This window comes from Apibacter sp. B3919, from assembly GCF_026537405.1.
Taxonomy (GTDB): Bacteria; Bacteroidota; Bacteroidia; order Flavobacteriales; family Weeksellaceae; genus Apibacter.
In genome coordinates, this window is the sequence record NZ_JAFNMG010000001.1 from 53,494 (window position 1) to 79,527 (window position 26,034).

The following is a 26,034-nucleotide window of genomic DNA, read 5'->3' on the forward strand; positions in this document are numbered from 1 at the left end:
ATGAAACAAGCAATATTAATATTAGGTTATCAAGATATTAATAATATAATTAGAATAATACATTATTTTGATGATTGCTTTGAATTTTATATACATATAGATAAAAAAAGTAAAGCCGATTTATCACGACTTTATACCATCAAAAATAAATCACTAAATATTTACAGAAAATATGTAGTGAATTGGGGAGGGATTTCCATTATGAATGTTGCCTTATTTTTAGTTAAAAAAGCATTAGAGAATGATAGTAATAAATATTTTCATTTGATCAGTGAACAAGATTTTCCAATTAAACCATTAAGTTATTTTTATGATTTAGCTAAAGAAAATAAAAACTATTTAGTGTTCGAAAAATTGCCTAAAAAAGTTTGGGATGGAAATGGGGGACTTGATCGTATACATTATTATCATTTTAATGATTTCTTCAATGCACGGAAATTTGGACGCGGAAAATTATTAAAACTGTTAATTCACCTTCAAAAAACATTGAAAATAAAGAGATCTTATGAAGAACATTTACCTCAATTATATGGAGGTAGTATGTGGTGGAGTTTAACAAGAGAAGTTTTACTTTATGTTATTCATGAGAGCGAAAATAATACTTTTCTAATAAATAGATTAAACTATACCCTTATACCGGATGAAATATATTTTCAAACAATTTTAGTCAATTCACCCTATTTAAAAAATATTATTAATGATAATTTAAGATATATAGATTGGACCTATAGGGGAGGTAGCAGACCTGCTTTTTTAGATATGAGCGATTATAATAAATTGATTACTTCGAATAAAATATTTGCTAGAAAGTTTAATGAGAATTCGCAAGTTTTAATTAATAAACTAAATGAAATAATAAAATATGAAAAAAATTTTATTAATTAATACTTTATATTACCCATATATTGGTGGTGGTGCAGAAATAATTTTTCAACAACAGGTTGAAGGTTTAAAAAAAAGAGGATATGATGTAGCTGTATTGACAACCGGAAAAAATGAAAATTTAATTAAAGAATATATAAATGGAATTAAAATATATAGAGCTGGTATAAAAAATTTTTATTGGCATTATGGAAATAACAAATCCAATAATAAATTGATTAAACTTCTTTGGCATTTGAGAGATTCGTATAATATAGAAATGAAAAAATATATTAATGTCATTATAGATATGGAAAATCCGGATCTTATTATATGCCATAATCTAGCCGGGTTTTCAATATCGATTTGGGACGAAATAAAAAAAAGAAATGTAAAAGTAATTCAAGTATTACATGATTTGTATTTATTATGTGCAAATAGTACTATGTTTAGAAAAGAGCATACTTGTAAAAAGCAATGCACTATTTGTAGGACATTAAGAAGAATTCATAAGTATAAATCAGAAAAGGTTGATGTTTTAGTTGGGGTTAGTAAATTCGTAATACAAAAAATGTCCAATTATAATTATTTTACTACGGTTAGAAAACACATAATTTATAATGCCCAAAATATTAACTATGTAGATAAAGTAAAAATATGGGAGGGAAAGGATATTTTTAAAATAGGATATATAGGATCTTTAACTCAATCAAAAGGTATAGAATGGTTAATTACTCAATTTAACAAATTAAATATTAATGCAAAATTATTAATTGCAGGAAAAGGAGAATTGAATTACGAAAAATATCTTAAGCAACTTTCCAATGATAAAATTGAATTCTTAGGATATACTGACTCATCGGAATTTTACAAAAATGTACATATAATTTGTCTACCTTCAATATGTGAAGACAACCTACCGGGAGTAGCTTATGAAGCCTCTGCAAATAACATACCCGTAATAGCTTCATTGCGTGGAGGTATACCGGAAATAATAATAGATATGGTAAATGGTTTATTAATAGATCCAGAACAGGAAGACTCTTTGGGGAAAGCAATTTTAAAATTATATAATGATAAAAAATTATTTAAAAAATTATCACAACAAGGTAGAAATAGTGTTGAAACTTTTTTAAATGTAGATAAAATGTTAGATAAATATGAATCTATTATTGTAAATTTATGAAGTTGTATAAATATATAGTATCGATACTTATAGTTGCAGCAATGCAATTAACAGATTATAAAATTTTAGATATAAAATTTGGTGATGTATTGTCTTTATATTGTGTTTTTGTGTTTATTATTTTAATTACCCACACTAAATTACCAAAATTTTATTTTCAATTAATATTAGTTTTTTTTCTTTTATTTCTTTTTTCTTTAATATCTGCGTTATACATTAAATTTTATTTGCCTCCAAATATAAATTTTTTAAAAAAGCCGGTAATTTTGAGTATATCCAGATATCTGCAATATACGGGTTGTGTATGCTTTTCATTTTATGTTTTTAAATTTTTTAGTTCGAGCATAAAAAATTCAGATATAAAAATATTTACATATATTGATAAATTAATGATAGTAATATCATTCTTTTTTGCATTAATATTTTTATTAAGTTGGGTAGGGATAGAATCACCATTTATATATTCCGGACATAGATTGAGAGGAGGTTATGTTGAAGGGGGGCCTTTTGGATTATTTATTGGTTATTATCTAATTTTACGATACTTAGTTTTTGAAAAGTTCGATAGATATACAATTTTATTTCTTATTTTAATTATTTTCTCAGAGTCAAAAGCTGCCATAATATTTATGTTATTTTTTTATGTTATTTATTTACTAATTGAAGGTAAATTAAAAATCTATAACATATTTATTTTATTAATGATGGGAAGCATATTTTACTTATTTATAAACTATTATTATAATTTTAATCAAAGAATTTTATCTTATTGGACAGAATATAATAATATAAAATATTATATTTCTTTACGTGGAGATGATGATCCCTCGTTAGTAATGGGAAGGATTGCAGCTATGCACATTGCACCCAATATTATTAAAGATAATCCAATATTAGGAGTAGGTATGGGAAATTATTCTTTAGTAAGAAATAATCTTAACTATTTACAAGGCCTGCCGCGGGTTGTAGGATGGGATTTATCGGGGCTTGGTGGGGTCTTTAATACGGTTATTGAGTCTGGTTTTGTAGGATTATTAATTTTATTAATACCCTTTATCTATTTATGGAGGAAATACAATAGTAAAATTATTAGACACGGGATTGTACTTTTTTTTCTTGCTCAAATTTTTGGAGTTCAGTTGTACTTTCAATATATATGGTTTGGTTTAGGTTTGTGTTTTTATTTAGGTATTAAAAATCAATCAGAATTAAAGAATGAAAAAAATAGTCATTGATTGCCGAATGATTTCAATGTCAGGAATAGGTAGATATATTTCTACGTTAATACCCTATATAATTGATGAACTAAGAGATAATGTTGTGCTATTAGGTAGAAAAAAAGAGCTTAAACAATATGATGCTGAAATCATCCCATTTGATGCTCCAATTTATTCCATACAAGAACAATTGAGTTATAGAAGAATTATTCCTCGATCAAAAATATTTTGGTCTCCACATTTTAATATCCCCATATTGCCCATAAATTCCGAAAAAAGAATTACAACCGTTCATGATGCCTATCATTTAGCTTATTATGATAAGCTGACACTAGTACAAAAAATATATGCTAAAGCAATAATTAATAAAGCATTAAAAATATCAGATAAAATCATCACAGTATCTAATTTTTCTAAGAAAGAGCTATTGCAGTATACTCATTCAATATATAAAGATAAAATTGAAGTAATATATAATGGTATTTCAGATAAGAAATCAGATGAATATAATAAGAATGTGAGTATAAATCCTAATCCTTATATTTTATATGTAGGAAATATAAAGCCTCATAAAAATTTGGAAAATGCCCTTGAGGCATATGCTCTTTTTTTAAAAAAACATTCTGAAATTACTAATAAGCCATTATTTAAAATAGTCGGAAAACGAGACGGATTTATAAACGGAAGTCAAGATCGATTAAAAAAAATACTAGATAATAATCCTGTTTTAAATGAATTTGTTGTTTTTACAGGCTTTGTTTCGGATATAGAATTAAATAAATTATATTCTGAAGCTTTAGCTTTTATTTTTCCATCTAAATATGAAGGATTTGGTTTACCTCTCTTAGAAGCAATGAGAGCGAATTGTCCGGTATTAGCATCCAATATTCCACCTGTCAAAGAAATTTGCGGAGATAGTGTTTTATATTTTGATCCGGAATCTATAAACGATATTTCAGAAAAAATCAGTTTAATATATTCTTCTAAAGATTTAAGAAAAGAACTTATTACCAAAGGAAGTCAAAGAGTTAAAAATTATTCATGGGAAATATCAGCTAAAAAACATTTAAATATTTTTATGCAATTATTATAATTTTTTTATAAATTGCGAACACTAACAACTAGATACTCATTGTTTTTATATGAACAAAGCATTGATCCACGATTGGTATTGTACTATAGGTGGAGGCGAAATAGTAGTAAAGGCTCTCAATGAAATATGGAGCGATTTTGATCTTTTTTCTTTAATAGATACTTTCGATGAAACCAAAAGGAAAGAAATATTAAATGGCAAAAAGGTTACCACTAGTTTTATACAAAAGTTACCTACAGCCAAAAGAAATCATAGAAAATTCTTGCAATTTTATCCAAAAGCCATTGAACAGCTAGATGTAAGTAAATATGATCTGATTATTAGTTCTTCATCTTCCTCAGCAAAAGGTGTGCTTACATCCAGCAACCAATTGCATATATGTTATTGCCATTCGCCGGCAAGATATGCTTGGGATTTATATCAACAATATTTATTTGAATCAGGACTTACTCATGGTCTGAAAGGATTATATGCAAAATATATACTACATAAATTCAGAATATGGGATGTAATTTCATCAAACAGAGTAGACCATTTTATAGCCAATTCAAATTATATAGCGAAAAGGATTAAAAAAATCTATAACAGAGATTCTGAGGTTATCTATCCGCCAATTGATACGGAATACTTTAGCTATTACGATAAAAAAGAAGATTTTTATTTAGCTGCTTCTAGAATGGTTCCTTACAAAAAGATGGATTTAATTGTGGAAACATTCAACAATATGCCGGATAAAAAATTAGTTGTTATAGGAGACGGTCCGGATTTTAAGAAAATAGAAAAACTTGCTAAATCCAATATTGAACTAAAAGGATTTGTTTCGAACGAAAAATTAAGATTTTATCTACAAAGAGCTAAAGGATTTGTATTTGCAGCCGATGAAGACTTTGGTATGCTGCCTGTTGAGGCACAATCGTGTGGAACTCCTGTCATAGCCCTGGCAAGAGGTGGAACGCTTGAAACAGTCATACCCGGAGTAACGGGAGTATTTTTTAATAATCATAGTACAGAAAGTTTAAAGGCTGCTTTAGATAAATTTTCTACAATAGAATTTAATTATAAAATTATAAGAGATCATTCATTAAATTTTTCAAAAGAGAAATTTAAAAATAAAATAAAAGAATTTGTATTAGAAAAATATAAAGAATTTCAAAATTCTTAATTATCTGAATTTAATATTAATAGGATAACAACAAAAAAAAACTTAAAATGAATCCCTATAAATCATTTATACCAGTGATTCAATTTCTAATTGATATTCTAATAATTATTTTTTTGTTCTTTCGTTTTCTAATAATACAATATGAAACACTAGGCAATAAATGGGATATTGTATTATTATTTGAAAACCATTATAAAGCCTTGTTGCTATTTATTATAAGTTGGTATTTTATTTCAGAAAAAACCGGATTATATAAATTAAAAAAGAGCAATTTTTTAGAATCAATAAGAAAAGTCTTAATACAATCAATTATATTTACACTTATAGTATTTACAGTCTCAGAATTAAAAAGTAAATATTTATTTAATAACGATATAACATTACTGTATAACATTTCAATATTTATATGCATAGCCATACATCATATAATCGCAGATCAATTTCAAAATAAGAAATTTTCAAGAGTTGTATTTATAGATTCTAATAATAATACAAACAATGTTATAAAGCAATTCTTCCATGGTGAAAAGATGTATAATTATGGAAAATTTGTTAAAGTTCCCCAAGAAAAAAATCAATATAAATATGATTTCGATAAATTGGAGACATTTATAAGAGATCATAACATACACATTTTGTTTTTTTCATTGAATGGAGAATTAAGTAAAGAAGTTGAGGATGCCATTATCAAATTTTCAGAAAGTAAATATTTAATTTATATTATTCCGGATATATCCTATGAGTTCTATAATAATTCAATCATAAGCTATTACGGGACTTTTCCTATATATATTTATAGAAGAAAATCAAATATATTTAATAAAATTTTTAAAAGATTATTTGACGTAGCGTTTTCACTATTTTTTATCACATTTGTATTAAGTTGGTTATTGCCCATATTAGCCTTAATTATTAAATTTACATCTAAAGGGCCTATTATTTACAAACAAGAAAGAATAGGATTAAATGGTAGACCATTTAAAATAATGAAGTTTAGATCAATGTATGTTGATGCGGAGTATAGTGGACCAAAATTGGCTACAGATTCAGATCCGAGAATAACATCTGTTGGTAAAATCATGAGAAAATACCGCATTGATGAATTTCCGCAATTTATTAATGTATTAAAGGGAGAAATGTCCATAGTAGGTCCTCGTCCGGAAAGAAAATTTTTTATAGATAAAATTATAAAATTAAATCCCAATTATAAAAAATTACATAAAGTAAAGCCCGGTATAACGTCCATAGGGCAAGTATATTTCGGCTATGCCGAAACAGTTGAAGAAATGTCACAACGTTTAAAATATGATTTATTGTACCTACAAAATGAAAATTTCTTTTTTGATTTGAAAATCATATATTTAACTATTGTTGTTATGATTCAAGGTAAAGGCAAATAGTTGATAGAAATAAGAAAAGCTAATCATTAATTACTAATGATTAGCTAAAATAAATTAAAATTAAAATCTAATTAGAATCAACTAGCGTTATTATAACTACACGGTTCCATTGATTTTTAGGATATGGTTGAACGGTATCACCTTTGCCTAAAGTAATGATGCGATTAGGTGATATACCATAATCTTTAATCAGCTTATTTTCAACCGCTTTTGCTCTCTTAATAGATAAAATTTCATTGAATTTAGGTGAACCGGTATTTTTGTCGGCTAATCCCACAATTTCAACTTTAAAGTCTTTATTCTTTTTTAATAAATCAGCGATATCATATATAACAGCTTCTTGTCTAGATTTTATTAAACTACTATTAATATCGAAAGGTATTGAATAAGGATTGTTTTTAATTATAAATTCTTTAGAATAAATAGTATCAGGTTTCTTATTTCTGGCAATTTCCAATTCTTTAATCAAATTTTTATTCTCCTTGGCTAATGAATCTATTTGTTTAGATAACTTGCTTAATAATATTTCATCAATATTGTTTTCAGGTTTATTAATAATTACTGTATCGCAATTTATTTTATCAAATTTTTGTTTACGACTTAAACCTATAATTAATCCCACATTTATTGAACCAATACAATCCCAGTCCTGTTTTTTATATGATTTTACCCATTTTCTTTGATATTGAGCATCATTAAATTTTGATTGGACCACTTGACCGGATATGTCGAAACTTATAGCTAATTTTTCATTAATCTTAAAAGTATTAAGCAAACCAAGAACAATGACCGGTGAATTATTGTCTATGGCGTTTCTATCCGTACCAATACCTGCTCCGGCATACGTAATTAAATTATATAATCTATCGTATTTATACCCGTAAAATAAATTTGAAAAATTAAACAAAGCATCAGCATGTACAGTGATATAGTATCCGCGTGTCATGTGATGAAATTTACCGGGCTCAAGAGTATTTAAATCAATAGGTTCACCGTTAATATCGAACACGGGTTTACCATTAACATTAAAAGTATGTTTTTTCCCTCCCTGAAATGTCAATCTTGCTCCTATTACAGGAGAAAACCATTTTCCGGTATTTAATGTAGCTGCCCAGTTAAGCCTTTCAATAAAGTTAGCTTCTTTATGTTGTTTACCTCCAAAATATACACCAGTTCCGCCACCAAAATTTAAAAACCAGTTATCCCAAAAATTGTTAAAAACAATTTTTTGATTAGTCAGAGATTCCTGAGATAATAAATAAACTGAATGTAGGGATAAAAAAAGAATTAAAAATATCTTTTTCATGTAAAAAAACATAAATATTTTGTAAATATAATATTAAAGAATTTTATAAAGCGAATTAATAAAAAAATAAATTAATTTCATAATAAAGATTAATAAAAAATAAAATTTATTATTTTTTAAATTAATAGGTATAAAATAAAATTTTTGTTTTATTTATATGATATCTCTGTTTATTTTAATTACTTACTTGGATTTATAAGCTACGATTTAATAAATAGAAATATGAGTAAAAAAAATCGAAAAATAATTTTATCCATTTTAATGGTATCATATAATGTTCAACACATAAAATCGAATTAAAAATATTTATTGAGTATAAATTTTTATAATTCTTAATCGAATTGAGAAGATAAGATTAATTTTTAATTAAAGTAGGATATTCGCAGCTATAGAGTATGACTAAATATAAATAATTCTGAAAATTATTAATAAAAAAAGGTTGCATTTAAAATTATGCAACCTTTATATAAGTAAAGTTTAATTAAATTTATTTTACGAATTGGATTTGTTTTAATAATGAGAACATGAAATATTATTTTTGGCTGTAATTTAAAACAATTATTTGTTTATAACACTTTGTATAATATTCCATATATCGTTTCCAAATACTAAAATCATTAATCCAAGAAGGATAAATACACCCACCATCTGAACCTTTTCCATTGTCTTATCACTTAATTTACGACCGGTAATCATTTCAGCAATGGTAAATAAAGCATGACCTCCGTCTAACCCTGGAATCGGTAATAGATTTAAAAACGCAAGCCATATAGAAAACATAGCGGTAAAACTCCAAAATTGTCCCCAATCCCATTCAGGCGAAAATGCTTTATATAATCGTAAAGGACCGCTTACTTGTTTATAAGCTTCTGTTTTTGGATTAATAATAAGTTTAAATTGTTTTATTTGAACCAATAACATTTCCCAAGACAATACCGGCGCCCTTTTAAAGGCATCCATAAAATTATATTTTTTATATGCAGTTGCATTTTTTAAATTCGAAGCACTAGGAACAAAACCTAAAATGGCGCTATCAGGAACAAAAAGTTTTTCATTTATATTTTGTCCGTTTCGATATATACCTAAAGTTACACTGTCATTTTTATGTTTAGAAAGTTCTAATCTAAATTCATCAATATATTTAATAGGTTGCTTGTTGAAACTAGTTATAACATCCCCTTTTTTAAGATATTTTGAAGCAAGTGAATTAGGTAAAATCGAATCAACATCGGCAATTATTCTCGGAGAAATAAAGCCTCTGCCTTCCTGTTTTAAAACATCCCTTTTTTCTTCAGGGAGAAGGTTAAATTTAATAATTTTTCCATCGCGCTTAACCGTTACATGATCACCGAATAAAAGAGAAACAGGTAAATAATTAAAAGTTGGAATCTCTTTATTATCAACTTCTAATATAATATCACCATCTTTAAATCCCAATTTTTTACCTACATCAGAAAATGCATATCCGTCTTTTAATTGATCCGTATTAATAGTTTGTTCACCCGTAGTCATTAAAATTCCGGCATATATAATGATAGCCAATAGGATATTCACAAAAATTCCGGCAAGCATAATAATTAAACGTTGCCAAGCCGGTTTAGAACGAAATTCCCAAGGCTGAGGTGGACTTTTCATTTGCTCAGTATCCATGCTTTCATCAATCATGCCTGCTATTTTAACATATCCCCCTAACGGCAACCAACCAATACCATATTCAGTATCACCTATTTTCTTTTTAAATAAAGAAAACCATGGATCAAAGAATAAATAAAATTTTTCAACCTTTGTCTTAAAATATTTTGCCGCTAAAAAGTGTCCTGCTTCATGAAAGACAACTAAAATAGATAAACACAATAATAACTGGGCAATTTGGATAAATATATGCATATTCAAAATAAAACTTAGTTTGCAAAAGTAAGAAAATTTATTCTATTGAAATTTTATGATAAAAATAAAAATATTCATTAACTTTAAGCTGTATAATAAAATATTAGGTTATGAAAACAATGATAGTCCCTGTAGATTTTTCAGCAACTACCAAATATATTTTGAAAGAAGCTGTCATCTATGCCAAAGCTACCGGAAGTAAAATGTGCCTTTTACATGTTGCCAGTTTAGATTTAGGTTTTATTATAGGGGATATCGGTTTTCAATATCTTCCGGAATTGGAAGAAGCAGGTATGAAGGAAGAAACCAGACAATTGGTTGAATATGAAAAATCAATTAAAGAACAAGGCATTGAAGTTGAAATTGTTATAAAACAAGGAACACCGGCAGATATTATATTGAAAGAAGCAGAATCCAGAAAAGCTAATCTCATCATTATGGGTTCTCATGGAAGAGGTTTACTTATGGAAGCAATTCTCGGCAGTGTTTCAAAAAACGTAATTAATAAATCTAAAGTACCCATTCTTATAGTTCCTCCCAATCAACATCAACATCATCATGAAAAATAATCTTTTATGATGGATCATTTATCTAACATTAAAAATTATATACTTCAAACTTTGATATTTAGTCAATATCATTATATTTGCGGCATAGTAAAGATAGTTATATATGGAAGAAATTAAGATTCTGGATAAAACTTTTACCCCTTTTATATCTTCGGAAGAAATAGACCATTCCATACAAAGGATGACCAATACTTTGTATGAAGAGTACAAAGACACCGTCCCCGTTTTTATAGGGGTACTCAACGGAGTTATTATGTTTTTCAGTGATTTTTTAAAAAATTATAAAGGCAACTGTGAAATAGGTTTCCTTCAGTTGTCTTCATACAAAAGTGGAATGCAAAGTTCAGGAACCGTTGATTTAATTACAGATATGACTGTAGACATCACAAACCGAGATATAGTAATACTTGAAGATATTATTGATACCGGTAACACCTTGGAATACCTTTATAAATTACTTGAAGTAAAACCGGTGAGAAGCATTAAAATTGCAACTTTGTTTTTTAAACCGGATGTTTATAAAAAGGATCTAAATATAGATTTAATAGGAATGAATATACCTAATAAATTTGTTATAGGGTATGGGTTGGATTATAATGGTTTAGGAAGGAATTTTAAAGACTTATACCAATTAAAAGGAGAATAAACAGAATTTCAAATATGAATATAATTGTTTTATTTGGCCCTCCCGGGAGTGGAAAAGGGACTCAAGCAAAAATTTTAGCAGAAAAGTTTCACTTAGAACACATTTCCACCGGAGACTTATTCAGATATAATATAAAGAATAATACGAAATTAGGTCAAGAGGCTCAAACCTATATAAATCATGGAAAATTAGTGCCGGATGAACTTACAACAGAAATGTTGATAGATGAACTTAAAAGAAATTCAAACAAAAAAGGGTTTATCTTAGATGGATATCCAAGAACTAAAAGCCAAGCAGAAGCCCTTGATGAATTATTGGATTCTATATTTCAAACCCGAGTTGATGTAACGTTAGCCCTTTATGTAGAAGATGAAATTCTAGTTAAAAGAATTTTAAAAAGAAGTGAAGAAAGCGGTCGTTCAGATGATGCAGATGAAAGTATAATTCGTAACAGAATTAAAGAATATTATGAAAAAACAGCCGTTGTTTCGAACTATTATAAAGAACAACATAAACTGGTTGAATTAGATGGAGAGGGAAGTATTGAAGATATAACCGCAGAACTGTCTAAAGAAATAGAAAAGTTTGTATAAGAAATACATGTAACACATACAAATAAAAGGATTATTATGAAAAATGATAATCCTTTTTTTATAAAAAAATAAAAGATATATGCAGTCGAATTTTGTTGATTATGTTAAAATTTTTTGTAAAAGCGGACACGGAGGCGCCGGTTCTGCACACCTTCACAGAGCAAAATATATCCCTAAAGGTGGTCCTGATGGAGGTGATGGAGGAAGAGGAGGGCATATAATTTTACGTGGTAATGCTCAACTATGGACCCTTTTGGCTTTAAAATATTCCAAACACAATAAAGCAGAAAACGGTAAACCCGGAGGAAAACAAGAATTAACCGGAGCTAATGGAGCGGATTTGTATATCGAGGTTCCCGTCGGAACTATTGCTAAAGATGAAAGCGGAACTGTTGTTGGAGAAATAACTAAAGATAAAGAAGAGATAATTTTACTTGAAGGAGGAAAAGGAGGGTTAGGAAATTCACACTTTAAATCATCAACCAATCAAACTCCGCGATATGCTCAACCCGGATTGCCCGGTAAGGAAGGTAATTTTATTTTGGAATTAAAGTTATTAGGTGATGTGGGATTGGTAGGTTTTCCAAATGCAGGAAAATCAACATTATTGTCTGCATTAACCTCTGCAAAACCGAAAATAGCCGATTATGCTTTTACCACCTTAGTACCTAATTTAGGAATCGTTAAATACAGGGATTTTCAATCTTTCGTAATTGCCGATATTCCGGGTATTATTGAAGGAGCATCCGAAGGAAAAGGACTAGGGTATAAATTTCTAAGACATATAGAAAGAAATTCAATTTTATTGTTTTTGATTCCGGCTGATGCAAAAGATTATTACCAAGAATATAAAATTCTGTTAAATGAGCTGAATAAATATAATCCGGAATTAAATGATAAAGATCGAGTAATTGCAATTTCAAAATCAGATTTACTGGATAAAGAATTGGAGGATGAAATAAGGAAGACTTTTCCTGAAAATTTCAAATTATTATTTATTTCTGCCGTAACCGGAGAAAATTTAATTCAATTAAAAGACGAACTTTGGAAATTATTACATCAGTAATAATTTATGTATCATAAAAACATTATATAAAAAGAATTGCAACTTTTTAATAAATTTAAAAAGTTGCAATTCAAACTACTAATTAATTATATATCAATAACTACATTTCTTATTCCATTTTAAATCCTCTACGATAGATTCTACCATAAGGATCTACATATCTTACAGAAACCGTTCCTTTATAATTTTTTAATATTTTTTCAATGTCTTTTTCACTATTAACAGGCTTATCGTTTACTTCCATTAAGATATATCCTTCACCAATGCCTGCTAATTTCAATTTTCCGTTAGAATCGATTCTGGTTACAACAATACCGGATTCTAAACCGTAATTAACCTTTTGGTCATCAGTCAATTCTTGAAATTCAGCACCCAACTTTTCGGCGATACTTAAATCGTTCTTCGTTTTAACCGAAGTCCCCCCTTTAGCATCTTTAATTCTAACATTGAAAGATTTATACGAATCATCTCGTATAACGGTAACCTTTACTTGGTCACCCGGTCTTTTCTCACCAATAACTCCCGAAAGAGTAGGGAAGTTCTTAATATTCGTTCCGTCAATTTGCTTGATAATATCTCCTTTTTTCAAGCCGGCATCTTTTGCTCCTCCGTCATTTTGAATATCAGTGATAAGTACACCTTCTTGAGATTTATAATTGGTTTTATTTTGAGAATTATATTGCTTAACTGCAGAATCATCACTCAAGTCAAGAGCACCAATACCCAAATAACCCCGTTGAACCAAACCGTATTTGCGAATATCCTCAACTACTTTTTTAGCTATGTTGGAAGGAACAGCGAAACTGTACCCTTCAAATGTTCCGGTTCCGGAATGAGAAGCAATTGCTGTATTAATACCGATTAAATCACCGTTCGCGTTTACTAAAGCACCTCCGCTATTCCCGGGATTTACTGCCGCATCGGTTTGAATAAAAGATTCAATAGGACTTCTGGAATTGGAACGCAAAAGATCTAAACTACGACCTTTGGCTGAAATGATACCCGCTGTAACTGTTGAAGTTAATCCAAATGGATTTCCTACAGCTAATACCCATTCTCCAATTCTCACATTATCGGAATTATAGAAATTTAAAAAGCTTAACCCTTTTTCATCAATTTTTAACAGAGCAATATCGGAGTTGATATCCGTTCCTACTAAAGTGGCTGTATATGTTTTTTGATTATTAAGTGTAATTTCTATTTTATCAGCTCCATCAATCACGTGGTTATTGGTAACAATATAACCATCACTAGAGATAATTACTCCCGAACCTAAACCGTTTGGAGAATCTTTTGGAGTTTGTTGCTGTCTTTGTTGCCCTTGAGAATTAAAAGGATCTCCAAAAAAGAAATCAAAAGGATCTAAGGATCTGCGTTGTTGCTGCACATAGGAAGAATAACATTTTACACTCACTACTGCATTCACAGTTTTTTCTGCTGCGATGGTTAAATCTGGAGGATTTAATCCAACTACGTTATTAGTAGAAGCTGAAGTAAAATAAGCTTTTTCGTTATGAGTAGGATTTTTAAATATTTCAAAATCATTTAAATTCGTATTTTTTGATATGGAGGTAACTGCACCTGCAGAAATTAATCCCCCTATCGCACCTACTAAAATATAAGAACCTATTTTTTTAATTTCAAACTTATTTTTTTTCATAGTACAATTTAATTTAAATAAATACTGGATTTTTTTATTTCAAAAGTAATACCAAATTTCAATTATTTTGTTGCTTTAACGGTTTTTAACAAGAAATTAATCTTCTTTTATATGGTTTATTAATTATTTCACTTTTCATATTGAGAAATGAACATACTGAACAATTCTTTATAAATTACTACTAATTGCCAATAAAGTTTATAAATTTGTAACTAATAATTGTAAAACTAATGAAAAATATTTTATCCATCCAATCTCATGTAGTGTATGGCCACGCAGGAAACAGTGCAGCAGAATTTCCTATGCAGCGTTGCGGCGTTAGAGTATGGTCATTAAATACGGTACAATTTTCTAATCATACACAATATGGACAATGGACGGGTGAAGTAATGACAGCCAAACATTTATTGGATATTGTACAAGGAATCGACAACATCCATCAGTTGAAAAAATGCGATGCAGTTTTAAACGGATACATCGGTTCTCCCGAACAAGGAAAATCAATTTTGGAAATAGTTAAAAAGGTTAAAAATGAAAATCCAAATGCCGTTTATTTTTGTGATCCCGTTATGGGACATCCGGAAAAGGGCTGTATTGTAGCTCCCGGAGTGTCGGAATTTTTTAAAAATGAAGCGATGGGAGTAAGTGACATTATGGCACCTAACTTATTAGAGTTGGAAATTTTAACCGATCGAACCATTACTTCAGTTGCAGATGTAGTTTCTGCAGTTGATGTAATTCACAGTAAAGGGGTAAAAACTGTATTAGTTAAACACTTAAGCAGGGCAGGCTATCGTTCAGATAAATTTGAGATGTTATTGTCTACTTCAGAAGGAAAATGGCATATATCAAGACCTTTAGTAGATTTTGGTGTTCGTCAACCGGTTGGAGTAGGGGATCTTACTTCGGGTTTATTATTGACCCATATGTTACTGGGGAAAAATTATAAAGAAGTTTTAGAACATACAACTGCTGCTGTTTATGCCGTTATGCTGGAAACTCATAGACAAGGAGAGTATGAATTGCAATTGGTAGCAGCACAAGATGAAATTGTAAATCCGACTCAAATGTTTGAGGCAGTAAAATTATAATTGATAGTTTAAGTAAGCTATTACTTAAAACGCATATTTTTTTTACCGCAAATTTTAAATTTCAAAAAGCATAGTTGTGAAGAATAAACCTTTTATATAAAAAAGTTTGTAAAGCATTTCTATATATTAGATTCATTTATATTTTTCTGGATAATCTTAAGAATAGTAAATAAATCATTAAGTTGTTTTTCAGTTAGTCCTTTTGCAACTTCTTTCGCATATTGCTTTGCTATGTCTTTGGCATTATATAAAAGTGTAATTCCTTGCTCAGTAATTAATATAATTTTTTTCCGACGATCTTTTTCTGCATTGACTCTGCTTACCAGATTTTTTTTTTCTAAAATATCAATGGATCGGGTGATGGCAGAATTATCTCTGTGTATTTTTTCTGATATTTTCTGCATGGATATTCCTGTAGAATGTTCCGTTAATAAATCTAAAATAATAAATTGTTCGGGAGTAATGTCTAACTTATTGGTAGAAAATTTTTTATTTAATAGATTCCTGTGCAGATTTTCTGTATAACTTAATTGGTAACCGATCGAATTTTCTTTTTCAGAGTTAGTCATTGCTATCCGAATTATATTTTATTTATATATAAATTTTTAAAATGCAAAGTTAATTAATATTATTATAGGATTAAAGAACAAAAAGAAGATAACAATAAAAAGAACCCTTAAAAAAATAAAGGTTCTTTTAGCAATTTTATTGAAAAATTAAATTTTCTCAATGGTAAATCCGGCTTTTTTTACTGCATTGACAACCTCTTCTTCCGTAGCACCCGCTAAGTCTACAGTCAAGATTTTATCCGGATTAGCTGTATCAACTTCCCATTTTGAAATACCTTCTACTTTAGACAAAAATGGGGTTACTGCTTTTACACAACCTCCACAATCTATATTAGTTTTAAATTTTAATTCATTTTTCATATTTATTGTTCAAATTTATTTGATATCTCAAATGTACTCTATAATTAATGAAAGTAAATTATATAATTATGGAAACTTTTTATATAAAGTATATTTGATACTAATCAATAATACAAATTTTACTGTCAATAAATTATATAATTCCATTATAAAAAAGGTAATCATTAGGTTTTCAAACTAGTTTTTAAGTTCAGTATCAGAAATTTAAAAAATATATTTCTATTATATCACTCACAATATATTTTATCTTTGTTAAATGTTAAAAGAATATTCAATAGCAAATATCTTAGGGGTACCGAATCATTTCATTTCGTATTTTGTGGGAACATTTGAAGGAACAGAAGATCCGGATATTGAATGGCCTCATCGACATTCCTTCTATTCTCTGGTTTGGTTTACTCATGGAAGCGGATTTTATGTTGTCGATTTTCAAGAGTATCCCATAAAACCCAACCGTATTTTTCTTGTGAATACTAAACAGATACATAATTGGGAGTATTCTTCTGACAGCAAAGGGTATATTTTGATGGTGGATGCTTGCCTGGGCTTGGAATTGGGTATTAACAATCATAGGGCATTTGTAGATATTCCAACTTCATATATACAAATTATGGAAAGCTGTTTTATGAACCTTATTCATGAATTTGGAATGAAAGATGAAGTAGCCGATACAACTATAAAATTAGGAATTCCCTATCTCTATTCCATACTTAACAGATTGTCATTTAAAAAAGAAACAAACTTTCATCATACTCTTTTAGACGATTTAAAAATGGTAATTTTTGAAGAAAATTTTAAAACATCATCCATTGAAGATTACGCTGAAAAATTGAAAGTTACAACTCAAGAATTAAATGAAATTTGTAAACAATACAAAGGCATTTCTTCCAAACAATATATTATAGATCTTAAAATTACAGAGGCCAAACGATTATTACTATTTAGCGAGTATAATGTTAACGAGATAGCTTATAAATTAGGTTTTGAAGATCCCTCTTATTTTTCACGTATTTTCAAAAAGAAAACAGATTTCACTCCTTCAACCTTTTTGGAAAAGTACCGAAAACAGAAATAAAAGTCCTATCTGTAGAGTGCTGATCTCCGGTACCTTTGCTTAAAAACAAAATGAAAAAATTACTTACCGTATTAGTGGTATTTATATTAACATTAAATAGTTATGCGCAAATGGAAAAATCAGAACGTTACCAAAAAGGTTGGGAAAAATTAAAAGAAATTGATGGAGAAGCCGGAATCAGAACTGTTGAAAGTTTAAAAGATATTTCACCGGAATTAAGTAGATTTATTATTGAATATTCATTTGGAGAAGTGTATAGTTTAAAAGCACTGGATAATAAATCAAAAGAAATAGCGGCCATCTCATCTCTCATGGCACAGGGAGCCATACCTCAATTAAAAGTCCATTTACATGGAGCCTTACAAGTAGGTTGTTCCATAAATGAAATAAAAGAGGTTATTTTGCAAATGTCGGTATATTGTGGATTTCCAAAATGTATTAATGGAATGAATGCATTTAGAGAGGTCCTTAAAGAAAGAAAAGAAAAAGGAATCAAAGATGAAGAAGGTAAAAAGGCTTCTAAAAATGAGACAGACCGATATAAGTTAGGAGCTGATTATTTAGCCATGTTGAAGAAAGAGCAAGAAGATATTCTGAAAAAGGCATATCGAGACATTTCACCGGAGTTGGTTAATTTTGTTATTGAATATGGATATGGAGATATTTTTTCAAGAGATAATTTAGATAAAAAATATAGACAAATTGCCACCATAGCAGCTTTAGCAACATTGGGAAATGCTCAATCTCAATTAAATTTTCATATAAAAGGAGCATTGAATATAGGTTTAACTCCTGATCAAATCAAAGAGGTAATGCTACTTATGACAGTCTATGCAGGATTTCCTGCTTCTATAAACGGAATAAATATTCTTAAAGAAGTTGTTTATAATAAATAAGAATACACTTTAAATGCTATATTTTATTAATTACACACACCAAGTCTTAAAAATTTAAATGATAATAGTTTAAATTTTAATCTTAACAACCGCTAAGCCTTCTGATTGTTTAATTCATTCAGAATGGCTTACTTTTAAATTACCAATTCAAAAATTTTTATAATGCCCTCGACTCTAAACTTTGTATTCCTTACCCTTTTCAAAAAATTTTATAAGTATTTACGAAGTTAAATCATAAAAAAATACAGACATATAATCGCTGCTCAAAAAATTGAATACGTATATGCCTGTACGTGTTTTAAAGATAAAAATTTATATGAGAACTATTTATTCATTAATCAACATGATTATTATGGTTTCTTACAACGATCCATCCGGTAAATTGTCTTCCGTCAGCAATATCAATAACATACCAATAGGAAGTAGTAGGTAATGGTCTGCCCAAATAATATCCATTCCATACAAAGCATGAATTAGAACTTTGTGAAAATACAACTTTACCATATCTGTCAAAAATTTTGATATGAGAAGGAAGTGAGTCGAAATTTTCCAAGCCGCATAATCTCCATGCATCATTAAGATTGTCTCCATTGGGAGTTATCACATTATTTATCTTAAATAAAACTCCTTTCTTTTCAGGTGAATAACAACCGTTTGCCAATGATCTTACATAGAAAGTATATATCCCCGGTTTTAGATTATAAAATGTATTATGGGATTGCCAATTTTTATTATCCATAGAATATTCCAAAGGAGCATCCCCTTCGGCAATTACTGTTATATAATCATTACCTTCCTTTAAATCTGTAATTCTCGTTTTAGCATATTCGGTTACATGAGTGGTATAAGTATACTTACAACCGTTTTTACCGGTAATGGTAACCGTATAAATACCTGCTTTATATATGGTTATTGTATGTTTATCATATCCTTTTACTCCGGTATTCCATTCGTAAAAATCCTCAGGATTTTTTGTATCCGCTACTAGTTCAAGAGTTCCATTCGGACATATTTTTAGGTTCTTTTGTAATGTACTTACAGGAACCGGTAAAACCTTAAGGTTTATTACACTTAGAGCCGGACAGTAATCGGGAGATGAAACTCGGACGTATACTTGGTCCTTAAAAGGTACAATATTTTTATAATTATAAGGATCTACAATAGGATTGGTTTGGTTTTTAGCATCGTTTAAAGTGCTGAAATATTCAAAAGTAGCCTTTGGATCTTTGGTTATGGATGAGTTCATGGTAGTGATATTGAAAAATGTTAATCCATCAAAGTCATCATCACAACTTTCAATTTCCATGGATTGAGTTGATACCTTAATTTTATCTTTTGTGTACAAGGTCACAGTTCTGATTGAACTGCATCCATATTTATTGGTTGCTTTCAGTACTATTTTTTCATTAAAGCTTTTTACTGTGTATTGATGTATATTTTTGATCTTATTGATGTCTTTAACAGCATCTTCCTGAGAATGATAATAGGAAAATGTATACCCGTCGGGGTTAAATATTACGGTATAGCGAAGATCATCTAAATCTACTTTATATATATCGTCAAAATCTGTATCACAAACTAAATATTTAGCATTAATAAGTTTAGGAAGAGGTTCTAAATTAACTTCTAAATATCTAACCGTATAACAACCGGTAGAAGGATTATCCATCCGTACCCATACATAATCTTTTGCTAAGGTAACAGAATAACGTTCAGGATTTTTTATGAGCGTATGGCTGTCTCTATTATTAGCCCCTTCCTCGGTTTTGTAATAATTAATAGTTAAATTTTGGCCCGAGGTAATTAAAACATCAGATATATAGTTGGTTAAATTAACATATTCTTGCATATCTGATCCCTCATCGCAAATATGTATTTTTTTATTTTGAGCTAACACTTTTTCTGCACTTTTAAAAGTGAGCTTTGCAATGGAAAAACATCCTGAAGAATTCGTAATTCTTACATAAATGGTAGTAGGAAATGGTTGAATGACGTATTCTTTTGTATTGGAAATACTAAATTTATCAGCATACGCATTTTCATATGAAGTGTAATATGAGTATTGATAATTTGATCGGGAAGCAGTTACTAAATCTTCTTCATATAAGGTTAAATCGACAATTTCCGTATCATCGGCATTGTTGTCACATATTTCAACAATTTTATCTTTAACTAAAGGAGAAGATTGTAACGTAAAACCTAATTTTTGAATGATCTGGCATTCCTTACCTGAAGAGATTTTAACATATAGTTGCGTTGAATTTTTTATAATATGTTTTATAATAGTATTGATGTTGTTTAATGCATCTTGTTCATTTAAATAATAGGAGAAAGTAAAACTTTGCGGATTGGTAACTATATGAGAGTTTAATTCACTTAAAATTACTTCTTCCTCATTATCATTACTAAAGTCACAGATATCCAAGTTATATTTTAAAACAATAGGAAAAGGATTTAACTTTATTTTTAAAGGCTTTATTTCACAACATTTTGATTTTTTGTTGGTAAAACGAACATATAGTGTAGTAGTATTGTATAAGGCGAATGCAGCAGGATCTAAAATTTTTTCATTATTGTTTTGATTTTGAGCTCCTTCTGCCGTTAAATAAAACTCTACGGAAATTTGTTTCGTATCTACTCCGCTTTCTGCAATCACCGGAATTAAATTTACGATTTTGTTATGGCTATTGTCTGTATCACAAACCTCAATAGTTTTCAAATCAGGAACTGTTACCGATTCCAATAAACGTATTTCTACAGGTATAATACTTGGACAACTGTTTTCATAATTAGTTCTAACATATACTTTATTATTACTTATACTTATAGGATAGGGTTCTATAGCAGAAATTGGATGTATTTCTTTGAAAGCATCGTGTTCAGATTTGTAGAATTGAACAGAACTATAATCGGTTAAGCCTAAAAAATTGATTAAATCGTTCAAATAATAAATTTCATTTCCATCATTTCCCCTATCGCATAGATATACGTTTTGCCATTCGGATAATTCTAAAGGTTTTAAAATCAAATCAATTTTATGAAAATATCTACACACATCGTTTACTTTTACTTTTACGTAAATAGTTTTTTTACCTCTTACAATCGTTTCTTTTATGGGATTAACTTCATTAGTATAGTCATCCAAAGTTTCATAAAATGAAATTGAGGATGGAGGATAACCGGCAAGAAAAATAGGTCTTAACGTATTTAGGTTAAATTTACTTTCTCCTGAATTATTTACATCGCATATGTTATAACTCGGCCTTTTTTCAATTTGATCGATAACTTCTAATTTTATTTCACGTATATGTACACATTGAGTTTTATTGTCAAAAAATCGTACATAAACTATGGAAAAAGGATAATTAACCGGGTAATTTTCCATATCTGAAATAAGTTGAGAACTATCTTTAGAAACAGCCCCATCCCAAGAATTGTAAATTCCTTCCAGCACAATGTCATGCCCTTTCTTCATGTCATTATAATATTCCCAAAGATTTTCATGTAATCCCGATGTTTTTTTATCGCATACATATTTATGCATATTATTTACCAAGGTATTTTTAAAAGTAAAAGAGAGGGTAGTTACAGAAGGGCAATATCCGGGACCGGATATACTTACATAAATAATTTCTTCATTGGTAACCGAATACGATTCGGGATTTTGTATAGGATTTATATTTTGTAAAGCATCAGATTCGGAAGTAAAATAACTAAAAGAAAGATTATCATATCCCGTAATCGAGGCTTCATAGGATCTCAAATTATAAATTTCTCGTCCTTTTAAATCTTCATTACAAAGTATAATTTCTTGAGGTTTGGAAGCAATCGTTTTTTGAAATTTGAAAGTTACAGGAATGATAGAAAAACAATCTTCAAAGTCTTTATTACTAGCTTTTGCATAAACGGTTACCACAGAAGAAAGCGAAAGGGTACTAATGGGATGATTTCCGTTTAAAGCATTAGTATAGGAATCATAAAAATCAAGGTTCATCCATTCTTCATATCCATTTATTTGATTCGTATAATTGTTTAAATATATTATTTCAGAATCCTGATCACCATTACCGCAAATAATAATAGGTTCCATTTCTTTTAGGGAAGGTTTTCTTTTCATGTGAATGGTAATCACCGAGGTCGAATAACAATCTTTACCCTTTGAAGCTCGTAAATAAAAGGAGTTTGAATTAGAAGCAATCGGATAGGAATTTAAACCCGTCAAAGGATGTTGACCTGAATGGGCTTCTTCTATATTCTGATGTAAAGTGGTAATGACATCGGGAGCAGATTCAGAAGCTTCTTTCATCAATTCTTCTAAATTGATAACTTCATTTGGAGTTATACCTTCAAAACATTTATTTACCTGTATATCTTTCACTTTTGGAAAGTCAGAGGCGAAAATAATTTGGAATTCATCATTTAGGGTAATCGGAGTACAACCGGCATAGGATACGTTCACATAATAAGTTGTTGAATTTTTAGGATTAACTTCCGATGAAGGAAGAAGGGTTTGATTGGCATCTTTCCATTCAACTTTAGGAACAGTAGGAGTACCTTGCGGAGCAAATCTCCATGCTTCATGATAGGCTTCCCAGATTCCTGTATTTCTTTGATCGGGTGAAACTCCTTCAGATCCATCAGAATTAGTGATTCCGATAAGTGCTCTTTTTTCATTTCCTATATCACAAGTTAACGGTTTCTCTTTTACATAGACTTCGATAACATTAGTAGTTTCATAAAGTATTATTTGCACGGTCGATTTTGAGTTTTCGCAACCAAAATGATTCATATTATAATAATTTATGATTGTTTTTCGGAAAGGAATCATCCCTGTCGTATACATGGTGATTTTACCGCAATCACGAGTACAACCAAACACATCACTATCATTGGTCATATCATGGTAAGCCCCGAATATGGTATTATGCATTAAATTAGGGTCGGGGATAGATCCTGCAATGGCATAAGGACATTCTGTTCCCGCATATTGGGTATCAAAACAGATGACTCCGTTATCACCTAAAATTATAGAGTTAAAAGTATTACCGTAAAAACAAAAATTAAAAGGGAGTTCTTGTGCGTTGCTCCATTTATCATCACTGTCAATGATAACTTCTTGACCTTCAGAAAATGTTCCCACCGGATTAAAAGGAATAGAGCTTACAGCATAGGAAGATGTGTTTTTTAGTTCCGGATATTCAGCCTTGAGTAAAATTTTATGGTTTTCATTGAATTTATAATTACAATCAATGGTAACAGGACTTTTCAGGCCATTATGATCTTTTATCGTCACCGAAGGGCTTGTCATAATTTGTGCAGGAATTGAATTAAAAATCCCTAAGAATAATAATAATAAAATGAAAAAACGGTATGGAGCCTGTGTGCTCATGTATTTTTTTAATGTTAATGTTAGTTTAACAAAGTTAACAATTATTAACATTTAATTTTATATAATTTTAAATATTTTTTCAAATAAAATAAATTATTATGAATAAAAATTGATAATATTTAAATATTTAATAAATTTTATGCAATAAAATTAGATATTTTATAATTTAATAAAATTAGTTAATATAATAGTTGGTATTTTATTTCTAATAGGGAAAATATAAAATCTTGATTACTGTTTTTTACCTTTATAAACGGGAGTTCAGCTCCTAAATTTGTAAATAATCTATAGTGAAATAGTTCAGGTATTAACTTTTTTTTATTTGTTTTTATAAAGATTCTTTTCAGTCAATTTGTTACCTTTGTTTAACATTTTTAACAAAAAAAATAATATAAAAATAGTTTTATTATGCCAGGATATGAGCTTTGGGGTGAAGAAGAAAAAAAACACCTGAACGATGTTATTGAAAGTGGTATTCTTATGCGTTATAACTTTGAATCCGCAAGGAATAATCATTGGAAGGCAAAAGAGTTTGAACAGGCCATTCAAAAAAGAATGCATGTAAGTCATGCACAACTTACCAGTAGTGGTACAAGTGCTTTATTAACGGCTTTGAATGCTGCAGGAGTTGGAGCAGGAGATGAAGTGATACTTCCAACCTTTACCTTTGTGGCTAGTTTCGAGGCGGTATTAAGCGTGGGAGCAATTCCTGTTTTGGTTGACATTGACGACACGTTAACCTTAGATCCCAAAGCTGTAGAAAAAGCCATATCTTCCCGAACCAAAGTGATTATGCCCGTACACATGTGTGGAGCTATGGCAGATATTTCCGCATTGAAAGAATTGGCAAAAAAATATAAATTATTATTAATTGAAGATGCATGTCAAGCATTTGGAGGTACTTATAGAGGTAAATATTTGGGAACTATAGGAGATTTAGGATGCTTTTCATTTGACTTTGTTAAAACCGTAACTTGTGGAGAAGGAGGAGCCGTAGTAACCAATAAGGATGAGTACTATGTACATGCCGATCAATATACGGATCACGGACATGATCATATCGGAAATAATAGAGGCGCCGAAAATCATCCGTATTTAGGATTAAATTACAGAATTTCTGAGTTACACGCCGCTGTAGGTCTTGCTCAATTTGAAAAATTAGATCAAATACTTTCCATACAACGTAAAAATAAAAAAGTATTAAAAGATGCATTGAAGGAAGTTGAGGGTGTTAATTTCAGACGAGTACCGGATGAAGCGGGAGATAATGCTTCTTTTTTAAGTATATTTTTACCTAGCCAAGAATTAGCAAAAAAAGTATCGCTTGAATTAAGCAGCAAAGGTATTGGCAATGCTTATTGGTATGATAACAATTGGCATTATATCAGAAAATGGGATCATTTGAAATTACTGAAATCGTTAGCCCCTCTTTATAAAGAGCACAAAGAATTGTTACCAAATTATGCGAATGCAGATTATTCACAATCAGATTATATTATCAGCAAAACGGTAACCATTCCTATTTCCTTATTGTGGAATGATGAAGAATTAGCTAAAAAAGCAGAAATTATAAAATCTGCCGTTTCAAGCATTTTAACTAAAAAATAAAATTAGAATATATTTTTATAAATAGAAAAGCTGCTTTCTAATCAGGAAGCAGCTTTTTATTTTAGTGTAATTTTAATTGTTAGATCTATTTAGAAAATTCATTCGTTAAAGCTTTGCTTCTATAAAAGCCCAAAATAATAAATATAACGCCAAAGAAAACTATTTTAAATAAGGAGAAAGAATAATTTTTCCACATTAAGTTGATCCAATTTGAAAAAGGAATTTCCCCTGAGAATAAGAATTTAGAAGTATAATGATTATCTACAAAACAATGAAGTATAAAATCTACCAACACCATTACGAGAGAAAATACTAAAGTAAAGATAATGATATATCCAATTTTTCCTAAAGACTTAAAAATAGTTTCTTCAATACGTAAATAATTTTTTTTCTTACTCAT

21 protein-coding genes are annotated in these 26,034 nt (G+C 29.3%); 14 read left to right on the forward strand and 7 right to left on the reverse strand.

Annotated elements, in window-relative coordinates; all coding sequences use genetic code 11:
* From J3U20_RS00235 to J3U20_RS00260, 6 genes are all read left to right on the forward strand, one after another.
* Positions 1-885 carry a beta-1,6-N-acetylglucosaminyltransferase gene (locus tag J3U20_RS00235; protein WP_160543166.1) on the forward strand — a complete coding sequence of 295 codons (885 nt, stop codon included), beginning with the start codon at positions 1-3 and terminating at the stop codon, positions 883-885.
* Positions 863-2,047: a glycosyltransferase family 4 protein gene (locus tag J3U20_RS00240; protein ID WP_160543165.1), complete on the forward strand. Its 1,185-nt coding sequence runs from the start codon at positions 863-865 to the stop codon at positions 2,045-2,047. The genes J3U20_RS00235 and J3U20_RS00240 overlap by 23 nt, the downstream gene beginning before the upstream one ends.
* A 389-nt stretch (positions 2,048-2,436) precedes the next feature.
* A complete protein-coding gene (locus J3U20_RS00245) occupies positions 2,437-3,282 on the forward strand; it encodes an O-antigen ligase family protein (protein ID WP_160543164.1) in 846 nt (281 codons plus the stop codon).
* The gene (locus J3U20_RS00250) at positions 3,263-4,357 is read left to right on the forward strand and encodes a glycosyltransferase family 4 protein (protein ID WP_221410896.1); all 1,095 of its coding nucleotides are present in this window, start codon (positions 3,263-3,265) and stop codon (positions 4,355-4,357) included. Before J3U20_RS00245 ends, J3U20_RS00250 begins: the two co-directional genes overlap by 20 nt.
* 49 nt (positions 4,358-4,406) lie before the next feature.
* Positions 4,407-5,519, forward strand: a complete 1,113-nt coding sequence (locus J3U20_RS00255; RefSeq protein WP_160543163.1) for a glycosyltransferase — start codon at positions 4,407-4,409, stop codon at positions 5,517-5,519.
* 47 nt (positions 5,520-5,566) lie between these two features.
* Positions 5,567-6,919 (forward strand): exopolysaccharide biosynthesis polyprenyl glycosylphosphotransferase, encoded by a 1,353-nt coding sequence (locus J3U20_RS00260; RefSeq protein ID WP_160543162.1) that lies wholly within the window; start codon positions 5,567-5,569, stop codon positions 6,917-6,919.
* 67 nt (positions 6,920-6,986) lie between these two features.
* On the opposite strand, the gene J3U20_RS00265 is transcribed toward J3U20_RS00260, so the two are convergent.
* Together J3U20_RS00265 and rseP are read right to left on the reverse strand one after the other, a co-directional pair.
* Positions 6,987-8,225 carry an OmpA family protein gene (locus J3U20_RS00265; protein ID WP_160543161.1) on the reverse strand — a complete coding sequence of 413 codons (1,239 nt, stop codon included), beginning with the start codon at positions 8,223-8,225 and terminating at the stop codon, positions 6,987-6,989.
* A gap of 558 nt (positions 8,226-8,783) precedes the next feature.
* Positions 8,784-10,112 carry an RIP metalloprotease RseP gene (rseP, locus tag J3U20_RS00270; protein ID WP_160543160.1) on the reverse strand — a complete coding sequence of 443 codons (1,329 nt, stop codon included), beginning with the start codon at positions 10,110-10,112 and terminating at the stop codon, positions 8,784-8,786.
* 110 nt (positions 10,113-10,222) lie between these two features.
* On the opposite strand from rseP, the gene J3U20_RS00275 reads away from it, so the two are divergent.
* The 4 genes from J3U20_RS00275 to obgE all read left to right on the forward strand — a co-directional run bounded on the left by J3U20_RS00275 (position 10,223) and on the right by obgE (position 12,986).
* On the forward strand, positions 10,223-10,681 hold the full coding sequence (locus J3U20_RS00275) for a universal stress protein (protein WP_160543159.1): 459 nt from the start codon (positions 10,223-10,225) through the stop codon (positions 10,679-10,681).
* A gap of 103 nt (positions 10,682-10,784) precedes the next feature.
* Complete coding sequence (gene hpt, locus J3U20_RS00280; protein WP_160543158.1) at positions 10,785-11,327, forward strand: hypoxanthine phosphoribosyltransferase; 543 nt, start codon at positions 10,785-10,787, stop codon at positions 11,325-11,327.
* Positions 11,328-11,341: 14 nt separating this feature from the next.
* Positions 11,342-11,920, forward strand: coding sequence for an adenylate kinase (locus tag J3U20_RS00285; RefSeq protein ID WP_160543157.1), 579 nt, complete (start codon positions 11,342-11,344; stop codon positions 11,918-11,920).
* A gap of 79 nt (positions 11,921-11,999) precedes the next feature.
* Positions 12,000-12,986, forward strand: coding sequence for a GTPase ObgE (gene obgE, locus J3U20_RS00290; protein WP_160543156.1), 987 nt, complete (start codon positions 12,000-12,002; stop codon positions 12,984-12,986).
* A 109-nt stretch (positions 12,987-13,095) separates the two neighbouring features.
* On the opposite strand, the gene J3U20_RS00295 is transcribed toward obgE, so the two are convergent.
* The gene (locus tag J3U20_RS00295) at positions 13,096-14,646 is read right to left on the reverse strand and encodes a Do family serine endopeptidase (RefSeq protein WP_160543155.1); all 1,551 of its coding nucleotides are present in this window, start codon (positions 14,644-14,646) and stop codon (positions 13,096-13,098) included.
* Positions 14,647-14,876: 230 nt separating this feature from the next.
* On the opposite strand from J3U20_RS00295, the gene pdxY reads away from it, so the two are divergent.
* On the forward strand, positions 14,877-15,737 hold the full coding sequence (gene pdxY, locus J3U20_RS00300) for a pyridoxal kinase PdxY (protein WP_160543154.1): 861 nt from the start codon (positions 14,877-14,879) through the stop codon (positions 15,735-15,737).
* Between the two features lie 119 nt (positions 15,738-15,856).
* On the opposite strand, the gene J3U20_RS00305 is transcribed toward pdxY, so the two are convergent.
* Together J3U20_RS00305 and J3U20_RS00310 are read right to left on the reverse strand one after the other, a co-directional pair.
* Complete coding sequence (locus J3U20_RS00305) at positions 15,857-16,306, reverse strand: MarR family winged helix-turn-helix transcriptional regulator (protein ID WP_160543153.1); 450 nt, start codon at positions 16,304-16,306, stop codon at positions 15,857-15,859.
* A 147-nt stretch (positions 16,307-16,453) separates the two neighbouring features.
* The gene (locus J3U20_RS00310; RefSeq protein ID WP_160543152.1) at positions 16,454-16,666 is read right to left on the reverse strand and encodes a heavy-metal-associated domain-containing protein; all 213 of its coding nucleotides are present in this window, start codon (positions 16,664-16,666) and stop codon (positions 16,454-16,456) included.
* Between the two features lie 256 nt (positions 16,667-16,922).
* Here J3U20_RS00310 and J3U20_RS00315 point away from each other — a divergent pair, with 256 nt between their 5' ends.
* Together J3U20_RS00315 and J3U20_RS00320 are read left to right on the forward strand one after the other, a co-directional pair.
* Positions 16,923-17,741: an AraC family transcriptional regulator gene (locus tag J3U20_RS00315; RefSeq protein WP_160543151.1), complete on the forward strand. Its 819-nt coding sequence runs from the start codon at positions 16,923-16,925 to the stop codon at positions 17,739-17,741.
* Between the two features lie 50 nt (positions 17,742-17,791).
* Complete coding sequence (locus J3U20_RS00320) at positions 17,792-18,637, forward strand: carboxymuconolactone decarboxylase family protein (protein ID WP_255448196.1); 846 nt, start codon at positions 17,792-17,794, stop codon at positions 18,635-18,637.
* Between the two features lie 334 nt (positions 18,638-18,971).
* Here J3U20_RS00320 and J3U20_RS00325 read toward each other — a convergent pair whose 3' ends face one another.
* The gene (locus J3U20_RS00325; RefSeq protein WP_160543150.1) at positions 18,972-24,026 is read right to left on the reverse strand and encodes a T9SS type B sorting domain-containing protein; all 5,055 of its coding nucleotides are present in this window, start codon (positions 24,024-24,026) and stop codon (positions 18,972-18,974) included.
* A gap of 408 nt (positions 24,027-24,434) precedes the next feature.
* Between J3U20_RS00325 and J3U20_RS00330 the strand changes: the two genes are divergently transcribed.
* A complete protein-coding gene (locus J3U20_RS00330; protein ID WP_160543149.1) occupies positions 24,435-25,634 on the forward strand; it encodes a DegT/DnrJ/EryC1/StrS family aminotransferase in 1,200 nt (399 codons plus the stop codon).
* Between the two features lie 85 nt (positions 25,635-25,719).
* Here J3U20_RS00330 and J3U20_RS00335 read toward each other — a convergent pair whose 3' ends face one another.
* The gene (locus J3U20_RS00335) at positions 25,720-26,034 is read right to left on the reverse strand and encodes a hypothetical protein (RefSeq protein WP_160543148.1); all 315 of its coding nucleotides are present in this window, start codon (positions 26,032-26,034) and stop codon (positions 25,720-25,722) included.